Origin of the sequence: Mesorhizobium sp. M1217, from assembly GCF_040318275.1 — a bacterium.
GTDB lineage: Bacteria > Pseudomonadota > Alphaproteobacteria > Rhizobiales > Rhizobiaceae > Mesorhizobium.
The window spans coordinates 404416-420763 of sequence record NZ_JAMYMA010000002.1 but is presented as its reverse complement, the minus strand read 5'-3'; the positions used below and the strand labels follow the sequence as shown (position 1 = coordinate 420763).

The 16348-nt window shown below is 65.5% G+C and carries 19 protein-coding genes; 8 read left to right on the top strand and 11 right to left on the bottom strand.

The window, feature by feature from the left end; translation table 11 throughout:
• Window positions 1-13 precede the first annotated feature (13 nt).
• Together NKH37_RS04760 and NKH37_RS04755 are read right to left on the bottom strand one after the other, a co-directional pair.
• Window positions 14-469 carry a Crp/Fnr family transcriptional regulator gene (locus tag NKH37_RS04760; protein ID WP_023680480.1) on the bottom strand — a complete coding sequence of 152 codons (456 nt, stop codon included), beginning with the start codon at window positions 467-469 and terminating at the stop codon, window positions 14-16.
• 195 nt (window positions 470-664) lie between these two features.
• Window positions 665-1348, bottom strand: a complete 684-nt coding sequence (locus NKH37_RS04755) for a response regulator transcription factor (RefSeq protein WP_023721386.1) — start codon at window positions 1346-1348, stop codon at window positions 665-667.
• A gap of 144 nt (window positions 1349-1492) precedes the next feature.
• On the opposite strand from NKH37_RS04755, the gene NKH37_RS04750 reads away from it, so the two are divergent.
• The gene (locus tag NKH37_RS04750) at window positions 1493-2029 is read left to right on the top strand and encodes a L,D-transpeptidase family protein (protein ID WP_245278686.1); all 537 of its coding nucleotides are present in this window, start codon (window positions 1493-1495) and stop codon (window positions 2027-2029) included.
• A gap of 100 nt (window positions 2030-2129) precedes the next feature.
• Here the strand turns inward: NKH37_RS04750 and NKH37_RS04745 are convergent, their stop codons facing one another.
• Window positions 2130-2375: a hypothetical protein gene (locus NKH37_RS04745; protein WP_023721384.1), complete on the bottom strand. Its 246-nt coding sequence runs from the start codon at window positions 2373-2375 to the stop codon at window positions 2130-2132.
• Between the two features lie 162 nt (window positions 2376-2537).
• On the opposite strand from NKH37_RS04745, the gene gcvA reads away from it, so the two are divergent.
• A complete protein-coding gene (gene gcvA / locus NKH37_RS04740) occupies window positions 2538-3458 on the top strand; it encodes a transcriptional regulator GcvA (RefSeq protein WP_353004029.1) in 921 nt (306 codons plus the stop codon).
• A gap of 3 nt (window positions 3459-3461) precedes the next feature.
• On the opposite strand, the gene NKH37_RS04735 is transcribed toward gcvA, so the two are convergent.
• The 6 genes from NKH37_RS04735 to tsaD form a co-directional block, all read right to left on the bottom strand.
• The gene (locus tag NKH37_RS04735; RefSeq protein WP_023721382.1) at window positions 3462-3881 is read right to left on the bottom strand and encodes a DUF1761 domain-containing protein; all 420 of its coding nucleotides are present in this window, start codon (window positions 3879-3881) and stop codon (window positions 3462-3464) included.
• Window positions 3882-3929: 48 nt separating this feature from the next.
• Window positions 3930-4586 carry a class I SAM-dependent methyltransferase gene (locus NKH37_RS04730; RefSeq protein ID WP_352588413.1) on the bottom strand — a complete coding sequence of 219 codons (657 nt, stop codon included), beginning with the start codon at window positions 4584-4586 and terminating at the stop codon, window positions 3930-3932.
• Entirely contained in the window at window positions 4583-5008 is a 426-nt protein-coding gene (locus NKH37_RS04725; RefSeq protein WP_352494080.1) for an EVE domain-containing protein, read from the bottom strand. Before NKH37_RS04725 ends, NKH37_RS04730 begins: the two co-directional genes overlap by 4 nt.
• A gap of 134 nt (window positions 5009-5142) precedes the next feature.
• Complete coding sequence (locus NKH37_RS04720) at window positions 5143-5439, bottom strand: YciI-like protein (RefSeq protein WP_023721379.1); 297 nt, start codon at window positions 5437-5439, stop codon at window positions 5143-5145.
• Window positions 5440-5465: 26 nt separating this feature from the next.
• On the bottom strand, window positions 5466-6467 hold the full coding sequence (locus tag NKH37_RS04715; RefSeq protein WP_353004027.1) for an NAD(P)H-dependent glycerol-3-phosphate dehydrogenase: 1002 nt from the start codon (window positions 6465-6467) through the stop codon (window positions 5466-5468).
• 11 nt (window positions 6468-6478) lie between these two features.
• Window positions 6479-7564, bottom strand: coding sequence for a tRNA (adenosine(37)-N6)-threonylcarbamoyltransferase complex transferase subunit TsaD (tsaD, locus tag NKH37_RS04710; protein ID WP_352588416.1), 1086 nt, complete (start codon window positions 7562-7564; stop codon window positions 6479-6481).
• Window positions 7565-7670: 106 nt separating this feature from the next.
• Between tsaD and hemC the strand changes: the two genes are divergently transcribed.
• The 6 genes from hemC (at window position 7671) to NKH37_RS04680 (ending at window position 14252) form a co-directional block, all read left to right on the top strand.
• Window positions 7671-8597: a hydroxymethylbilane synthase gene (gene hemC, locus NKH37_RS04705; protein ID WP_023721376.1), complete on the top strand. Its 927-nt coding sequence runs from the start codon at window positions 7671-7673 to the stop codon at window positions 8595-8597.
• 1 nt (window position 8598) lies between these two features.
• The gene (locus NKH37_RS04700) at window positions 8599-9315 is read left to right on the top strand and encodes a uroporphyrinogen-III synthase (RefSeq protein WP_353004026.1); all 717 of its coding nucleotides are present in this window, start codon (window positions 8599-8601) and stop codon (window positions 9313-9315) included.
• 554 nt (window positions 9316-9869) lie between these two features.
• A complete protein-coding gene (locus tag NKH37_RS04695) occupies window positions 9870-11375 on the top strand; it encodes a COG4223 family protein (protein ID WP_353004024.1) in 1506 nt (501 codons plus the stop codon).
• 8 nt (window positions 11376-11383) lie between these two features.
• Window positions 11384-13000, top strand: coding sequence for a heme biosynthesis protein HemY (locus NKH37_RS04690; RefSeq protein ID WP_352845309.1), 1617 nt, complete (start codon window positions 11384-11386; stop codon window positions 12998-13000).
• A gap of 39 nt (window positions 13001-13039) precedes the next feature.
• Window positions 13040-13519 (top strand): tellurite resistance TerB family protein, encoded by a 480-nt coding sequence (locus tag NKH37_RS04685; RefSeq protein ID WP_352481012.1) that lies wholly within the window; start codon window positions 13040-13042, stop codon window positions 13517-13519.
• 19 nt (window positions 13520-13538) lie between these two features.
• A complete protein-coding gene (locus NKH37_RS04680) occupies window positions 13539-14252 on the top strand; it encodes a glutamine amidotransferase (protein ID WP_353040820.1) in 714 nt (237 codons plus the stop codon).
• An 82-nt stretch (window positions 14253-14334) separates the two neighbouring features.
• Here NKH37_RS04680 and NKH37_RS04675 read toward each other — a convergent pair whose 3' ends face one another.
• Both NKH37_RS04675 and NKH37_RS04670 read right to left on the bottom strand, forming a co-directional pair.
• Entirely contained in the window at window positions 14335-15576 is a 1242-nt protein-coding gene (locus NKH37_RS04675; RefSeq protein ID WP_023721370.1) for an MFS transporter, read from the bottom strand.
• A gap of 182 nt (window positions 15577-15758) precedes the next feature.
• The gene (locus tag NKH37_RS04670) at window positions 15759-16223 is read right to left on the bottom strand and encodes a Ros/MucR family transcriptional regulator (protein WP_023721369.1); all 465 of its coding nucleotides are present in this window, start codon (window positions 16221-16223) and stop codon (window positions 15759-15761) included.
• Window positions 16224-16348 lie beyond the last annotated feature (125 nt).

Below are 16348 nucleotides of genomic sequence, written 5' to 3'. Positions count from 1 at the left end.
CAGAGGCGCTACATTAGCCGGCAAAACGCGGCCCAAGTTCCTCGATCCGGCGGATCATCGCCTGGAAATCCTCCAATATGCGCTGGTGCAAGTGAACCGCCAGCTCCGGGTATTCCTCGAGGATGCGGCGGAACATCTTGCGGCTGAGCCGCAGCACTTCCGAATCGATTTCGGCGGAGGCGCTGGTGAGCCGGTTGGTGTCGGCGATCAGCGCCAGTTCGCTGAGTATGGTGCCGGGACCGGCGGTGCCGATCGGGATGCGCTCCCCGTCGTGCTCGCGATAGAGCACGATGCGGCCGCTGACCACGATGTAGGCCGAATCAGCTTCGTCGTCCTCGCGATAAAGCTTGTGGTCGGCTTTCAGCATGGTGGTTTCGGCGCCGAAGGCGAGCAGACGCAGCTGTTCCTGCGTAAAGCCCTCGAAGAGCCTCACGGTGGACAGGATGCGGATGTCGTCATCCAGCGCCATCTAGCTATGTCCCCGAACCGTCAGTCCCACTCCTCCCTAGAGCGCCGCGCGTCCCCCGGACGCGCAAGGCGTTTCAAAAATCGGTTCCGCTCCTTGGACCCGATGCCTCCGCGAGTTCGATCCAGACCCACCTCCAGCTCAGGACCGTACCCGAAAAGCGCCCCGCCCGGATCGCTTATTTGAATAATGAAATGTTTAAGGAACCAGCTTGTAGCCGCCGCTTTCTGTCACGAGAATTTCCGCGTTGGAAGGATCGCGCTCGATCTTCTGGCGCAGCCGGTAGACGTGGGTTTCGAGCGTATGCGTGGTGACGCCGGAATTGTAGCCCCATACTTCCTCCAGCAGCACGTCGCGGGTCACCACCTTCTGGTCGGCGCGGTAGAGATATTTGATGATCGAGGCTTCCTTTTCGGTCAGCCGCACCTTGGCGCCGCGCGGGTCGATCAGAAGCTTCTGGCTGGGCTTGAACGTGTAGGGGCCGACCGAGAAAGTGGCGTCCTCGCTCTGCTCGTGCTGGCGCAGCTGGGCGCGAATGCGGGCCAGCAGCACGGCAAAGCGGAACGGCTTGGTCACATAGTCGTTGGCGCCGGCCTCGAGACCAAGGATCGTGTCGGAATCGGTGTCGTGGCCGGTCAGCATGATGATCGGCGCCTTGTAGCCGCCCTTGCGCAATATCTTCACCGCCTCGCGGCCATCCATGTCGGGCAGGCCGACATCCATGATGAGCAGGTCGATAAGCCCGCCGCGCGCCGCGGCGACGCCTTTGGCGGCGGTCGCTTCCTGCAGGACATCGAATTCCTCATAAAGCGACAATTGCTCGACAAGGGTGCCGCGCAGGTCGTCATCGTCGTCGACGATCAGAATGGTGCGTGAAGTCATGGATCAATCCGTTGTTTTGAAAAGAGATTTCAGTTGACCGCTGCCTGTTTATGCGGAAGCTGACCGGCACAACAGCCGTTCACAGTGATTTGTTCCGTGGCACGATCATACAAGAAAAAACACGATCGCAATGCAGTCGGCGCAATTTTGCCGAAAGGGCTTACCGTGCTCACCGTGCGCGCGCGGCCCGGCCATGCCAGCCAGGGCTTTCTACAGGCCGGCAAACTCGTGTTTCCATGTGCGCTGGGGCATGGCGGCATCTCGGCCGGCAAGCGCGAGGGCGATGGCGCCACGCCGCTCGCCTCGATGCGGATATTGTCGGGATATTTTCGCGGCGACCGTTTTTCCAGCGGCCGCCGGACGCGGCTGGCGATGACGCCGATCGGCCGCGACCTCGGCTGGTGCGAAGTGCCTGGGGACCGCAACTACAACCGCCCGGTCAAAATCCCCTATGGCGCCAGCCATGAGCGGATGCAGCGGGCCGACGATCTCTACGATGCCTGCCTGGTGCTGGACTGGAACATTGTGCCGCGCCGGCGCGGGCGCGGCAGCGCCATCTTCTTCCACCTGGCGCGCCCCGGCTTCACGCCGACGCAAGGCTGCGTCGCGGTAACAGCCCGCACCATGGCACGGCTGCTGCCGCTGCTGTCGGAGCGGACGGTGGTGAGGGTGGTAAGGTAAGGGAATAGGGGAATAAGGGAGTAGGGGAATAGGGCAGTAAAAGTAGAGACAGGGGCGGGCGCGCCGCTTAGCTCCCCTACTCCCCTACTCCCCTACTCCCCTACTCCCCTACTCCCCTACTCCTTTGCCACCCTATGTCGAGAAGGCCGAGCCGGCCGAGTTCGCGGTCCATGGCGCGTGCGATGTCCTTGCGTTCGCTACCGATGTCGCGCAGCTGGCGATCGGAGAGATCCTCGACATTCTCGTAGGGAAGATTGGCCGCGATTCTCGCGTGCCGAAGCCAGTCGAGCACGGCGCGCAGCCAGGCCGGGCGGAGGGTTACCGAGCGCAGGGCGATGTCAGACATGGTGCAATCCGCTTCTCCGGACATCAAATCCGGTTTGATGTTTCTTCGATGCTCAGATCATGGCGGATTGAAATTCAAACGGGAAACGAGTAGTTTTTTCTGCATCTTCAAGTTTTGTTTGAGGATTGGAATGCTCGACCGAACCCTCCTCGTCTGGCCCTGATGGCGCGCCTGCTGCCTGGAACCCGTGCGCTGCGGACGCTGGAGGCGGCGGCCCGGCACCTCAATTTCACCCGCGCCGCCGACGAGCTCGGCCTGACGCCGGCAGCGGTCAGCCACCAGATCAAGGAAATCGAGGATCAGCTCGGCATCATGCTGTTCACACGCACCAGCCGCACAATCCGGCTCACCGAGGCGGGTGCGGTGCTGTTCGAGGCCTCGACCGACGCGCTCGACCTGCTTGGCCGCGCGGTCTCACGGGCGCAGAAGACGGCGCGCGGATCGGCGCTGCTGAAGGTCACCCTCGATGCGCAATTCGCGACGAAGTGGCTGATGCGGCGCGTCGACGATTTTCGCAAACAGCATCCGGCAATCGAGCTGCGCTTCGATATCAGCTATGAGGTGCGCGATTTCGACCGCGACGATGTCGATGTCGGCATCCGTTTCGGCGCCGGCAAATATTCGGGGCTTCGCTCGCACCGGCTGTTCGAAAACGTCATCATTCCCGTCTGCAGTCCGGCCTTGCTGCGGTCAGGGCCGCCGCTCAAGGAGCCACGCGACCTGTTCCATCATACGCTGGCGCATATCGAGTGGTCGCGCCAGGGCGTCACCTGGCCGAACTGGAGCATGTGGATGGCGGCGGCGGGCGTCGACGATTTCGACGACAGCCGGACCATCGTGTTCGGCAATTCGACGGATGCCGTGCAGGCCGCGCTCGACGGCAACGCGGTTGCGCTCGCCGATTTCGCCATGGTGGCAAACGACCTTTCGGAAGGCCGGCTGATCCGGCCCTTTGAACTCGGCATCAAGGTCGCGCCCGAATTCGCCTATTTCCTGGTCTATCCCGAAAGTGCGGCGAACGATCCGCGCATCGTCGCCTTTCGCGATTGGCTTCTCGAGGAAGTCGCCAAGACCCCAACCTAAAGGTCAGCCTGTCGCCGCCGCGCCGAACCAGCCGATCACCGCGCCGATGAGAAGCATCACGCCGAGCCAATGGCCGACATCGATGAGCGTCAGATCCCAGCCGAAACCTTCGTAGCGATGGTTGACCGAAAGCGTCGTGGCGACGAACCCCAGCCAGAGAACGAAGCCGAAGATCACCCCGGCAAGCAGGCTCGGTTCGCCGCCGGTCACTGCGCCGATGATCAGCGACATGACCAGCGCCATGACAAGCTCCGCGACGAAGGAGACGACGAAGGGCAGCATCGACTTGCTCATCGTCGCCGGATCAAGCTTGGCGGCCTTCAGCCACGGCTTGCTCAAGCCCATATACCAGGCCGCGCCGAACAGCCACGCCACCACGGCGGCGACGATTACCGCCAGCCAATTGATTGCTGAAAAATCCATAATTCCCTCCGGTCGATTGCGCGATGGAACGCCTGTTCGGCGATGCCGTCAAGCAAGGCACCAGACGGTGGTGCGCTTGACCTCGGCGTCCTCCAGCGCGCGGGTCACCGCCACTTCGTAGACGGCAAGCGGTTCCAGCCCGGCATTCGGCAGATAGGAGCGGCCGGGATCGCCGACGAGGATGTCGGCGCCGCGCGCCTTCAACGCCGCGAACCACGGCATCAGCCTGTCGGCGAAAGCTTTGTCGTAGAAGACGTCGCCGGCCAGCACCAGATCCCAGCCCGCATCGGTGCCGATGCAGTCGCCGGCGAGGAATTCTATCTCGACGCCATTGGCCTCTGCATTGAGGCGGATCGCGGTCGCGCAGAACGGGTCGATATCGGCGGCGATCACCTCGGCAGATCCGGCCATCACTGCTGCAATGGCGACAAGGCCGGAGCCGGAGGCGAAGTCGAGCACGCGCCTGCCGCGCACCGCCGCCGGATTGTCGAGGATGTAGCGGGCAAGGCCTTGGCCGCCGGCCCAGGCGAAGGCCCAGAAGGGCGGCGGCAGGCCGATTTCGGTCAGCTCATCCTCGGTCCGCTGCCACAATTCATGCGCCTCGTCGGCCAGCTGCAGGCGTATCTCCGGCACATGCGGCGGCGCCATCAGCGCCGTGTTGTCGAGGATGAATTTCTTGGCGCTGTCCGGCGTCAGCGCCGTCATGGCGCCGGCGTCAGTCCGCTCATGCGGCAGACCTCCTGCCATTCGGCAGGCGTCACCGGCTGCACGGACAGCCGCCCGAGCCGCACCAGCGCCATGTCGGCCAGCTTTGGATTGGCCTTGGCCTGTTCCAGCGTCACCGGCTTCGGCATGTCCTTGAAGGCGCGGATATCGACGCACTCCCAGCGGGGATCGTCGGTCGTGCTGTCCTGATGGGCCAGAGCGCAGATTTCGGCGATGCCGACTATGTCGAGCCCATCATTGGAATGGTAGAAAAAGCCGAGATCGCCGATCTGCATCGCCTTCATGTTGTTGCGCGCCGCATAATTGCGCACGCCGTCCCATTGCGTGCCGGCCTTGCCCTTGGCCTTGAGGTCCTCGAAGGAGAAGACCGAGGGTTCGGATTTGAACAGCCAGTAGTTCATTGTCTTGCTCCTCCTCAGGTGCCGTCGCGACTAAAAGCGCGTCGCGTTCGACCGGCGTCATGCGACGCGCTTCAGGTTCTTGTTTATGCATGTCGTTATCACAAAACCGCTGCACACTTTTGCGCGACATGCATTTAGATACCCGCCGGTTTGTTGAAGCTCCAGTTCCACTGCCGGATTTCGACGCTTTCGAACAGCCCTGCCTTGGTATAGGGATCGGCCGCCGACAGGGCTTTTGCCGCAGCCAGATCGGGCGCCTCGACAACGGCGAGAGTGCCGTTCGGCTTGCCGTCTGCGTCGAGGAACGGGCCGGCGAAGGCCAGTTTCTTGTCGCCGTTCAGCCCTTCCAGGAAGGCAAGGTGCTTAGGCCGCGTATCGAGCCGCACCTGCAGGCTTCCTGGCTTGTCCTTGCAAATCAACGCAAACAGCATCTTTCCATCTCCGCAATCGTTCGGGATTACATGTCGGTTTCGGTTTTGAGCGGCCTGGTCATCAACGCCGACACAGCCTGGTCTATGGTGACGGTGCCGTCCAGTATGGCGGCGACGGCGGCCATGATCGGCGCGTCGATCCGGCGCTCGCCGGCGATGCGGGCGGCGATCGCCGCCGTCGGCACGCCTTCAGCCAGAGGCAGGCCGGCAAGCGGCTTGCCTTGCCCGAGCGCCAGCCCATAGGCGAAATTGCGCGACTGGGCGGACGAGCAGGTGAGCAGCAGGTCGCCGAGGCCGGAAAGCCCCATCAGCGTCTCCGGCTTTGCGCCGAAGGCGGCACCGATGCGGCGCAATTCGACGAAGCCGCGCGTCACCATTGCGGCCTGGGCGCTGGCGCCGAGCCCGGCGCCGGTGACGGCACCCGCGGCGATGGCAAAGACGTTCTTCAGCGCGCCGCCGATCTCGACGCCGATCAGGTCGTCGCTCCAATAACAACGCAGGTTTTCAGCCGAGAAACGGGCGGCAAGGTCGGTGGCCAGAGCCTCGTCGCGGGCGGCGACCACCACGGCCGTGGGCAGGCCCCTGGCGACGTCGGTGGCAAAGCTTGGGCCGGACAAAGCGGCGACCGGATTTGCCGGCAGGATTTCCTCGGCAATGGACGACAGCAGCGCGCCGGTGTCGCGCTCGATGCCCTTGGCGCAGAGCACCAGCGGGACGCCTTTCGGCACATGGCTGGACGCGGCCGTCAGCATGGCGCGCAACGATTGCGCCGGCGCCACCGCCAGCACGCAGTCGGCGTCGGCGAGAGCCAGTTTGATGTCACTTGTCGCCGCGATGCCGGGATCGAGCGCGATGCCGGGCAGATAGCGCGGATTTTCGCCACGGTCGATCGCCGCGACGGTCTCCGGGTCGCGCGCGAACAGCCGGACCGAATGGCCGGCGCGCAGCATGGCCAGCGCCAGCGCCGTGCCCCAGGCACCGCCGCCAAGCACGGCGACACGCCAGCCGGCGCTGGCTTTGCGCGTCATGGCTTTGCTCGTCACGCCTTGGCCCCGCGCCGGCCAGAGCCAACCATCGGGGCCGAGACGCTGTCCAGCGGCCAGCGCGAGCGCGGCACGAAATCGGCGGCGTTTTCGCCTGATATGCCGGCGCGCAGGCGCTCGATGCCGGCCCAGGCGATCATCGCCGCGTTGTCGGTGCAGAGATTAAGCGGCGGGGCGACGAAGCTGAACCCGGCCTGCTCGCACAGCGCTTGCAATGTCGCCTTGATCGTCCGGTTGGCGGCGACGCCGCCGGCGACAACCAGCGCAGGCTCAGCCTTGTCCGGGAATTGCTGACGGAACCTGGTCAGCGCCCGCGAAACACGGTCGCCGAGCGCATCCGCCACCGCCGCCTGGAACGAGGCGCAGATATCGGCGACGTCCTGGTCGCTCAGCGGGGCAATCGCGGTTGCCGCCTGGCGCACCGCGGTCTTGAGGCCGGAGAAAGAAAAATCGGGCTGCACCGAGCCCTTCATCGGGCGCGGAAACGCAAAACGGGCCGCGTCGCCATTTGCCGCCGCCTTCTCGACATTCGGTCCGCCGGGATAGGGCAGGCCGAGCATCTTAGCCGTCTTGTCGAAGGCTTCGCCAAGCGCGTCGTCGATGGTCGTCGCCCAGCGCTGGTAGTCGCCGACGCCGCGCACGGCGACGATCTGGGTATGGCCGCCGGAGACCAGCAGCAAGAGGTAGGGAAAGTCGAGCCCGTCGGTCAGCCTGGCGGTGAGCGCGTGGCCTTCGAGATGGTTGATGGCGATCAGCGGTTTTTTGGCTGCCGCGGCGATGGCTTTTGCCGTCATCAGGCCGACGATCAGCCCGCCGACAAGACCGGGACCGGCGGTGGCAGCAATCGCATCGATGTCGGCGAGATCGACGCCGGAATCAGCAAGCGCTGCCTCGATGATGCCGTCCAGCGCCTCGACATGGGCACGCGCGGCGATCTCCGGCACGACGCCGCCGAAAGCGGCATGCTCCTCGATCTGGCTGAGCACGATGTTCGACAGGATTTGCGGCGCGCTGCGATCGTCCAGCGCCACCACGCTGGCGGCGGTCTCGTCGCAACTCGTCTCGATGCCCAGAACGCGGATCAATTCGTCGCTGTCTCCAAGGATTGTACGGCCTGCCTTTCCCCGATAGGAGAAAGCCGGGAAGACGGACCTCGATCCTGCCGGGGGTTATCACGGACGGCGCGCCATGCAAACAACCTTGAAAATCGGAACACGCGGCAGCCCGCTGGCACTGGCGCAGGCGCATGAAACGCAGGCGCGGCTGATGACGGCGCATGGCATGCCGGCCGAGGCGTTCGAGGTGGTCGTCATCTCGACCAGCGGCGACCGCATCCAGGACCGGCCGCTGTCCGAAGCCGGCGGCAAGGGCCTGTTCACCAAGGAGATCGAGGAGGCGTTGCTGGCGCGGCGCATCGACATCGCCGTGCATTCGTCGAAGGACATGCCTACGCTGTTGCCCGAGGGGCTGGAACTGGCCGCCTTCCTGCCGCGCGAGGACGCACGCGATGCCTTCATCGGCAAGGCGGCGCGAACGATTGCCGGCCTGCCGCAAGGCGCCAGGGTCGGCTCGTCGTCGCTCAGGCGCCAGGCACTGATCCGGCGGATGCGGCCGGACATCGACGTGGTGATGTTTCGCGGCAATGTGCAGACGCGGCTGCGCAAGCTCGACGAAGGCATCGCCGACGGCACCATCCTCGCCTATGCCGGGCTGAAGCGGCTCGGGCTCGAAAATGTCGTCACCGACCTGATGCCGCTCGACGTCTTTCCGCCGGCGCCGGGGCAAGGCGCGATCTGTATCGAGAGCCGCATCGGCGACCGCGACGTGGAAGCGATGCTGGCGGCAATCCACGACGTGCCGACCGGCCAGGCGCTGGCCTGCGAGCGCGCCTTCCTGGCGGCGCTCGACGGCTCCTGCCGCACCCCGATCGCCGGCCATGCGACGATATCCGGCGCAACGGTTTCCTTTGCCGGGCTGATCATCTCGCCCGATGGCACGCAGTCGCATGAAGTCAGGCTGGAAGGGCCAGCGCAGGAGGCGGCGCGCATTGGCGCGGAAGCCGCCGCGACCGTTCGGGCCAAAGCCGGCGAAACATTCTTCGACGGCTGGACCTGACATGCTCCGCGTCCTGGTGACGAGACCCGAACCGGGCGCCTTGCGCACGGCGCGCCGGCTTGCGGATGCCGGCTTTCAGCCGATCCTGCTGCCGCTGACCGAAACGGTGGCGCTGCCCGTCGACGTCGGCGCGGTCGCCGATGCGGCTGCGGCGGTCGCGGCCACCAGTGCCAACGGCGTTCGCCATGCGCCGAAAGAGGTCATCGCGGCGCTCGCCGGCTTGCCGTGCCACACCGTCGGCAGGAAGACGGCGGAAGCCGCCCGCGCGGCCGGGTTTCTGTCGGTCAGCGAAGGCCCAGGGAATGCCGAGGCGCTGGCCGATGCGCTTGCTGGTGGTTACGCGGGGCAGACGATCGTCTATCTCTGCGGGCGGGTGCGCTTTCCGGGCTTCGAGGAGCGGCTGCAGGCGGCGGGCGCTCAGGTCCGCGCCGTCGAGACCTACGACACCGTTGTGCTGGATTACTCCGACGAGGCCGTGCTTGCGCGCCTGTCCGCCCGGCCGGTCGAGGCGGTGCTGCTCTATTCGGCCAAGGCGGCCATGGCGATGCAGGCCCTGGCTAGCCGGCCGGCGGTGCGCGGTTTTTTTCAGGACACGCGCTTTTTCGCATTGTCGGGACGTATTGCCGCGGCCTTGGATGATGCCGCTGGCGAAAGGATCCGGATTGCGCCTGAGCCCAGCGAAGATGCCTTGCTGGGGCTTTTGCAGGCGCGGCGCTGACCGGCATCCGCCTGTTCCGGACGTTGGCATACCTCCTGCCGGCATCCTCAATTTATTCCGCAGCAGGCGCTGTCGGCGAAGCTGCCGATCTCCCCCCTTGCGGGGGAGATGCCCGGCAGGGCAGAGGGGGGTGCTGTCCCTCCGACCTGTCAGCCAATCGAGCCCTCCATTCCCGGTTGGGGGATGGGTTTAGGTAGACGTTGGTGCTCTGTCACACCCCCCTCTGGCCTGCCGGCCATCTCCCCCGCAAGGGGGGAGATCGGCAGCTTGGCGGGCAGCCACCAACCTGAGACAATTGCGCTCGGGCACATTTTGTTCTTGCTTTGTGCCGGCAGCTATGCTAATAATTTCAGTATGGTGCTGATTCGCCCCAATGACCCGCCGCCGAGGCGGGTTTTTTGTTTCTGGTCCCGCATGGTATCTCCCAAAACCGCTGCGGCGTTTTGCCAAAACTGAACTCCAAGCCGTGGCGTCATCACGCCGCCCCTTTTCACCGCTTGGTGATGTGCTAGACCCTTCAAACCATCCCGAAGCGAATTTTGCGGAGCCCGAGCATGGTCAAGACGCCGAAGATGCGGCATTCCAAGAGCCGCCGTGAGCCGGTGACCATCGATCTCGAGCCCGGCGCCGTCTCGCGAGTCGCCGACGAACAGGATGCCAGCTCGCAGCAGCCGGCCGCGGCGCAGACCTACGAGGCGCGGGCCGAGGAAGCGGCGAACGCATCGCAGCCGGAGCCGCCTGAGGAGCCGGTGCATGCCGACCAGACCGATCTCGAGCCATGGGAACATGCCGACGCTGCCGGGCGGGCCGGCACGGGAGAGCCGGCGGACGCCGGCGCCGATGCTTCCCGGGAAGCGGAAACCCCTTATCCCGCCGGCTCGGATGCGCCGGCCGGTCGCTTCACGGCTTCCGACTACAGTTTCGAAGATGCACCCAGCGGAACCGGGGCCAACGAACCGAGGATACCAGGTTCCGGCGAGAAGACAGCTGAGACGAGGGACGACCATATGGCAGCGCAGCCGAAGCGGAGCGGCATCAACGGCATCGCCGCCGGTATTGTCGGCGGCGTCATCGCGCTGGCCGCCGCCGGCGGGCTGCAATTTGCCGGCCTGCTCGGGGCGCCGGGGTCGGGCGGCGTGTCGCTCGACCCCGTCAATAGTGAGATCGCTTCGCTGAAACGCGAGGTCGCGGACCTCAGACAGGCCGACGCCAACAATGACGCATCAGCCAAGGTGGACGGGCTGTCGTCGGCGCTGGATCAGGTCAGGGCGGACGTCACGGCGCTCAAATCGGCGGTCGAGCAAGGCGGCGCCGGCGACAATGCCGGGCTGGCCGCACTTGGCGACAAGGTCCGGCAGATCGAGACGGCGGTCGCGGGCCTCGGCAAGGCCGGCGGCACGGCGCCGGTCGATCTCGGGCCGCTCAACGAAAGGCTGGCCGCGCTCGACGCGCTGGTGAAATCGGCCGGCGAGACGGCAAAGGCGCAGGAAGGCCGGCTTGCGGCGCTGGAACAGTCGGTTTCACAGCTCTCGGGCAAGGTCGATGCACAGGCTTCGCAGCCGAAGATCGCGCTGGCCATTGCCGCCTCGGCGCTCAAGGCAGCGCTCGACCGCGGTGCGCCGTTCGCGACCGAACTCGAAACCTTTGCCGCGATCTCACCCGATGCACCCGAGATCGCGACGCTGCGCGCCTATGCCGAAAAGGGCGTCCCAACGCGCGCCGAGATCGCCGCCGAAGCGGACGCCACCGCCAACGCCATGGTCGCTGCCGCGACGCCTGTCGACCAGAATGCCGGCATCCTGCAAAAGCTGCTGTCGAGCGCCGAATCGCTGGTCAAGGTCAGGCCGATCGGTGCGGTCGAGGGCGCCGGCGCCCCGGAAACCGTCGCCCGCATGGAGGTCGCCGTCAATCAGGGCGACTACGCCAAGGCGCTCAGCGAATACGAAACGCTGCCTGAAGCGGCCAAGGCCGCCGGCGCCGACTTTGCCGGCAAACTGAAAGCGCGGATGGAGGTCGAGACGCAGATCGATTCGCTCATCGCTGGCGCGATGAAGGCGTGAGGAACCCGATGATCCGCATCCTCGCCTTCCTTGCCGTCGTCTTTGCGCTCGGGCTCGGGTTCGCCTGGCTGGCCGACCGGCCGGGTGAAATGCTCGTCACCTTCAATGGCTATCAATACCAGGTCAGCCTGATGGTCGCGGCGGTGGCGATCGTTGCCGTGGTTGCAGCGGTGATGATCGTCTGGTGGCTGGTCAAGGCGCTGTGGAACAGCCCCTATACGATCTCGCGCTATTTCCGCGTGCGGCGCCGCGACCGCGGCTATCAGGCGCTGTCGACCGGCATGATCGCCGCCGGCGCCGGTGACGGCGCGCTCGCCCGCAAGAAGACCAAGGAAGCGGCAAAGCTGATCCGCTCCGACCAGGAGCCGCTGATCCAGCTGCTCGACGCGCAGGCCTCGCTGCTCGAAGGCGACCATGAGGGCGCCCGCGAAAAGTTCGAGACCATGCTCGACGATCCCGAAATGCGGCTGCTCGGCCTGCGCGGACTGTATCTCGAAGCCGAGCGGCTCGGCGACCGCAACGCAGCCCGCCACTATGCCGGCCGTGCGGCGGCGGTGGCGCCGCAGCTGGCCTGGGCGGCCGAATCGACGCTGGAAGATCTGACCGGGCGTGGCGACTGGGATGGTGCGCTGAAACTTGTCGACGCCCAGAAGTCAACGCGGCAGATCGAGCGCGACGCCGCTAACCGGCGCCGCGCTGTGCTGCTGACCGCCAAGGCGCAGGCGCTGATCGACAGCGATGCCAATGCCGCCCGGACGGCGGCTCTCGAAGCCAACCGGCTGCGGCCGGATTTCGCGCCGGCGGCGGTCGCCGCGGCGAAATTGCTGTTTCGGCTGAACGACGTGCGCAAGGGCTCGAAAATCCTCGAGGCGGCGTGGAAGGCCGAGCCGCACCCGGAGATCGCCGAGCTCTACACCCATGCCAGGCCCGGCGATGCCGTGCTCGACCGGCTGAACCGGGCAAAGAAGCTGCAGGACCTGAAGAAGAACCATGCCGAGGCCTCGCTTGCCGTGGCGCGCGCCGCGCTCGATGCGCAGGACTTTTCAACCGCCCGCCGCGAGGCCGAAGCCGCCATCCGCATCGATCGCCGCGAAGGCGCCTATCTGCTGCTGGCCGATATCGAGGAGGCCGAGACCGGCGACCAGGGCAAGGTGCGGCAGTTGCTGTCGAAGGCGGTGAGAGCGCCGCGCGACCCGGCCTGGGTCGCCGACGGCGTCGTCTCCGACCGCTGGGCTCCGGTATCGCCGATCACCGGCAGGCTCGATGCATTCGAATGGCGAGCGCCGATGGAGCGGCTCGGCCAGTTGATCGACAGCGATGAGGATACGCAGGAGGCATCGGTGCCGGCAATTGCGGCTTCAGCCAAGCCGGTACAGGAAACAGCCGAGGCGATCGAGCACACAGCGGTTGCTGCCGAGACACCGGGCACCGCGACCGAAGCAAAGACCGAAAACCGTGCCGGCGAGGATCATGTGACACCGGTCGCCGCGGCGGCGTTTGCCGCGGTGCCGGACGATGCCGAAGCCGTCGAGCCGGCGCAGGAGTTGACGCGGCTGCCCGACGACCCCGGCGTCGACCCCGACGACGAGGCGGGTAAATCGACGCGCCGGTTTCGTTTGTTCTGATCCGGGTCGAGTGGACCCGGTCTTATTGGGAATGATTTGATGTTCGAACGCGTTCTGTCGTTTCTAAGGGACCTGCCGTCCGGTAGTGGCGCCAGCGCCAGCGCCGACGATCCGCGCGTTGCCGCATCCGCCCTCCTTTTCCACGTGATGAACGCCGACGGCGTGCGCCAGGATACCGAATGGGAACGGTTCAAGAAGGTGCTGGCGGAAAGCTATTCTATCAGCGGCGACGAACTCGATGCGTTGGCGGCTGCCGGCGAGCGGGCCGACAATGAGGCGATCGACCTTTACGCCTTTACCAGCGTGCTCAAGCGCCATCTCGACGCCGAGGCGCGAAAGGCCTTTATCGGCCTGATGTGGGAGATCGTCTATGCCGATGGCGAGCTGCACGAACTCGAGGACAATACCGTCTGGCGGGTCGCCGAGCTGATCGGCGTCGAACGCCGCGACCGCGTCGAGGCGCGCCTCAAGGCGGCGGCCGCGGCTCCTGGTGCTGCCGGAACGTCAAGCGACGAATAGAACAGGATCCCGCCTTCCAATGCCGCCCAAGCCAAGCCCGAGACCAAAGATCCTGATCGTGCTGCATCAGGAGCATTCGAGCGCGGGACGGGTCGGCCATATGCTTATCGAGGAAGGCTTCGATCTCGACATCCGCCGCCCGCCGCTCGGCGAGGCCTTGCCGCAGACGCTGGATGGCCATGCCGGCGCCGTGGTGTTCGGCGGGCCGATGAGCGCCAATGACGGCGACGAGTTCGTCCGCCGCGAGACCGACTGGCTCAAAATTCCACTCAACGAGAACCGGCCGCTGCTTGGCATCTGCCTCGGCGCGCAAATGCTGGTCAAGCATCTCGGCGGCAGGGTCGAGGGCCATGGCGAGGGCCTCGTCGAAATCGGCTGGTATCCGCTAAAGGCGACTGAAGCAGGCAGCAGGCTGATGCATTGGCCGGAGATGGTCTATCAGTTCCATCGTGAGGGCTTTTCGCTGCCGAAGGACGCAACACTTTTGGCGACGGCCGAAACCTATCCCAACCAGGCCTTCCGCTATGGCGACAATGCCTGGGGCATCCAGTTCCATGGATTGACCCGGGCGATGATGCAGCGCTGGGTGGTGCGCGGCGCCCATCGCTTCGAATTGCCCGGCGCGCAGCCCGGCCGCGACCATCTCGGTGGCCGGCTGATCTGGGACATGCACCTCAAGCGCTGGCTCGGCGAGTTCCTGCCCATGATTTTTGGCAAGCCGGCGCTGCGGTGAAGTCGGTGCATGTCGCCCAAAAGTGTGCAGCGGTTTTGGGAAAACGACATGCACAAACAAACGAACTAAAGCGCGTCGCGCTTTAGTTTCGCCCCCTGAGATGACGCACCTTGCGCAGCTGTGGGAACAGCACCGCCCATAGACCGGCGACAGCGATCGCGCCGACGCCGCCGACCACCACGGCCGGAACCGTGCCGATCAGCGCGGCCATGGTGCCGGCGCGGAATTCGCCGAGCTCATTGGAGGCGCCGACAAACACCTGGTTGACGGCGTTGACGCGGCCGCGAACGTCGTCCGGCGTCCACAGCTGGATCAGCGTCTCGCGGATATAGACGCTGAACATGTCGGTGGCGCCGAGCAGGGCAAGGGCTGCGATCGACACCCAGGTGATGGTCGAGAGGCCGAACAAGACGGTGAACGCGCCGAACAGCGCAACGAAGCCGAGCATGACAAGGCCGGCATGGTTGCGGATCGGGTGTCCGGCCAGCCAGATGGCGACGCAGATGGCGCCGACGCCGGGCGCCGAGCGCAACAGGCCGAGCCCCCATGGGCCGAGTTCGAGGATATCGCGCGCATAGACCGGCAGCAGCGCCGAGGCGCCGGACAGGAGCACCGCGAACAGATCGAGCGAAATCGCGCCTAGCACGATCTTTTCGCTCCAGATATAGCCGAAGCCGGCGAACAGGGTCCGTACCGTCGGTCTGTCGGTCCGGCTGCGCTGGGCGGGCTTCGGGATGGTGAAGATCAGCACGGCGGCGATGAGCATCAGCGCGGCCGCGGTGGTGTAGGCGGCTTCGGCCGAAAGCCCGTAGAGCAGACCGCCGGCGACCGGCCCGACGATGGTTGCCGTCTGCCAGGCGGACGAGTTCCAGGCGATGGCGTTGGCGAAATCCTCGGGCGGCACCAGATTGGCGAACAATGATGACGAGGCCGGCCCGAAGAAGGCGCGCGCGATGCCGAACATGGCGAGCACGATGAAGACCGGCATCGGCCCGGAGAGGCCGCGCAGCGTCAGCAACAGAAGCGCCAAAGCGCAGCCCGCCTCGACCAGCACCGCCAGCGCCATGATCAGGCGGCGTCCAAAACGGTCGGCAACGTCGCCAGTGACCAGCACCAGCAGCAGCGAAGGCAGGAACTGGACGATGCCGACAAGCCCAAGGTCGAACGGGTCGCGGGTCAGATCGTAGATCTGCCAGCCGACGGCGACCGACACGATCTGGGTGGAGAATGTCGAGAGGAAGCGCGCCGCCCAGTAGCTCAGGAACGGCCGATGGCGAAAGGCGGCATAACGCTGGTCAGGCGGTACTTGGGATTCTGTGGTCATGGATCAGGCCCCGTGGCGGCGATGTCGGCCGGCGGGGCACTTCCACGATGGGCGCTGGTCCGGCCAAGAGAGCCTTTAGCGCAGTTCAGCGCAGGGCGCGCGCAAAAATCCGGCCTGGATCAACAATTTCCGCTCCGCCGGGCGTTGCCGCTGGCGGAGCGACCGGACCTGCTCCGAACGCTTTAGGCCGTCGCCTTGGCCTTCCTGCCCCTGCCCTTGACGGGCGCGGGCGGGGCGGCCTTGCGGCCGAGACCGATTGCCTTGGCCAGCTGCGAACGCGAGGCCGCGTAGTTGGGGGCGACCATCGGGTAGTCGGACGGCAGGCCCCATTTGGCGCGATAGGCGTCGGGCGTCAGCCCGAAATGGACGCCGATATGGCGCTTCAAGGATTTGAACTTCTTGCCGTCCTCGAGACAGATGATGTAGTCCGGCGTCACCGATTTCTTGGGATTGACGGCAGGCGTCAGCGGCGCGGCGACCGGCACTGCCGGTTGCCCGAGCCCGCCTATGGAAGCGCTGACGCTGGCGATGAGATCGCCGAGGCCGGAAGCCGGCAAGCGGTTCTTCTCGACATATGCGGACACGATATGGGCGGTCAGCTCAAGCAGGTCGATGTCTTTGCGAGCGTTGTTGTTGTCGTCGGTCAATCTATTTCTCCGTCCGTGGGGGTCGCAGAAATTCCTAGTCGGCAAATCTGCGCAATGCAATGACGCCGCACCACGTCACACATTATTTTGAATAATAATACTAACGGCAGCGCGGGATTAACAAC

Coding starts and splice junctions, on each gene's coding strand:
- NKH37_RS04760 (WP_023680480.1), bottom strand. CDS start 469: ATGGCGCTGGATGACGACATCCGCATCCTGTCCACCGTGAGGCTCTTC.
- NKH37_RS04755 (WP_023721386.1), bottom strand. CDS start 1,348: ATGACTTCACGCACCATTCTGATCGTCGACGACGATGACGACCTGCGC.
- NKH37_RS04745 (WP_023721384.1), bottom strand. CDS start 2,375: ATGTCTGACATCGCCCTGCGCTCGGTAACCCTCCGCCCGGCCTGGCTG.
- gcvA (WP_353004029.1), top strand. CDS start 2,538: ATGGCGCGCCTGCTGCCTGGAACCCGTGCGCTGCGGACGCTGGAGGCG.
- NKH37_RS04735 (WP_023721382.1), bottom strand. CDS start 3,881: ATGGATTTTTCAGCAATCAATTGGCTGGCGGTAATCGTCGCCGCCGTG.
- NKH37_RS04730 (WP_352588413.1), bottom strand. CDS start 4,586: ATGACGGCGCTGACGCCGGACAGCGCCAAGAAATTCATCCTCGACAAC.
- NKH37_RS04725 (WP_352494080.1), bottom strand. CDS start 5,008: ATGAACTACTGGCTGTTCAAATCCGAACCCTCGGTCTTCTCCTTCGAG.
- NKH37_RS04720 (WP_023721379.1), bottom strand. CDS start 5,439: ATGCTGTTTGCGTTGATTTGCAAGGACAAGCCAGGAAGCCTGCAGGTG.
- NKH37_RS04715 (WP_353004027.1), bottom strand. CDS start 6,467: ATGACGCGCAAAGCCAGCGCCGGCTGGCGTGTCGCCGTGCTTGGCGGC.
- hemC (WP_023721376.1), top strand. CDS start 7,671: ATGCAAACAACCTTGAAAATCGGAACACGCGGCAGCCCGCTGGCACTG.
- NKH37_RS04700 (WP_353004026.1), top strand. CDS start 8,599: ATGCTCCGCGTCCTGGTGACGAGACCCGAACCGGGCGCCTTGCGCACG.
- NKH37_RS04695 (WP_353004024.1), top strand. CDS start 9,870: ATGGTCAAGACGCCGAAGATGCGGCATTCCAAGAGCCGCCGTGAGCCG.
- NKH37_RS04690 (WP_352845309.1), top strand. CDS start 11,384: ATGATCCGCATCCTCGCCTTCCTTGCCGTCGTCTTTGCGCTCGGGCTC.
- NKH37_RS04685 (WP_352481012.1), top strand. CDS start 13,040: ATGTTCGAACGCGTTCTGTCGTTTCTAAGGGACCTGCCGTCCGGTAGT.
- NKH37_RS04680 (WP_353040820.1), top strand. CDS start 13,539: ATGCCGCCCAAGCCAAGCCCGAGACCAAAGATCCTGATCGTGCTGCAT.
- NKH37_RS04675 (WP_023721370.1), bottom strand. CDS start 15,576: ATGACCACAGAATCCCAAGTACCGCCTGACCAGCGTTATGCCGCCTTT.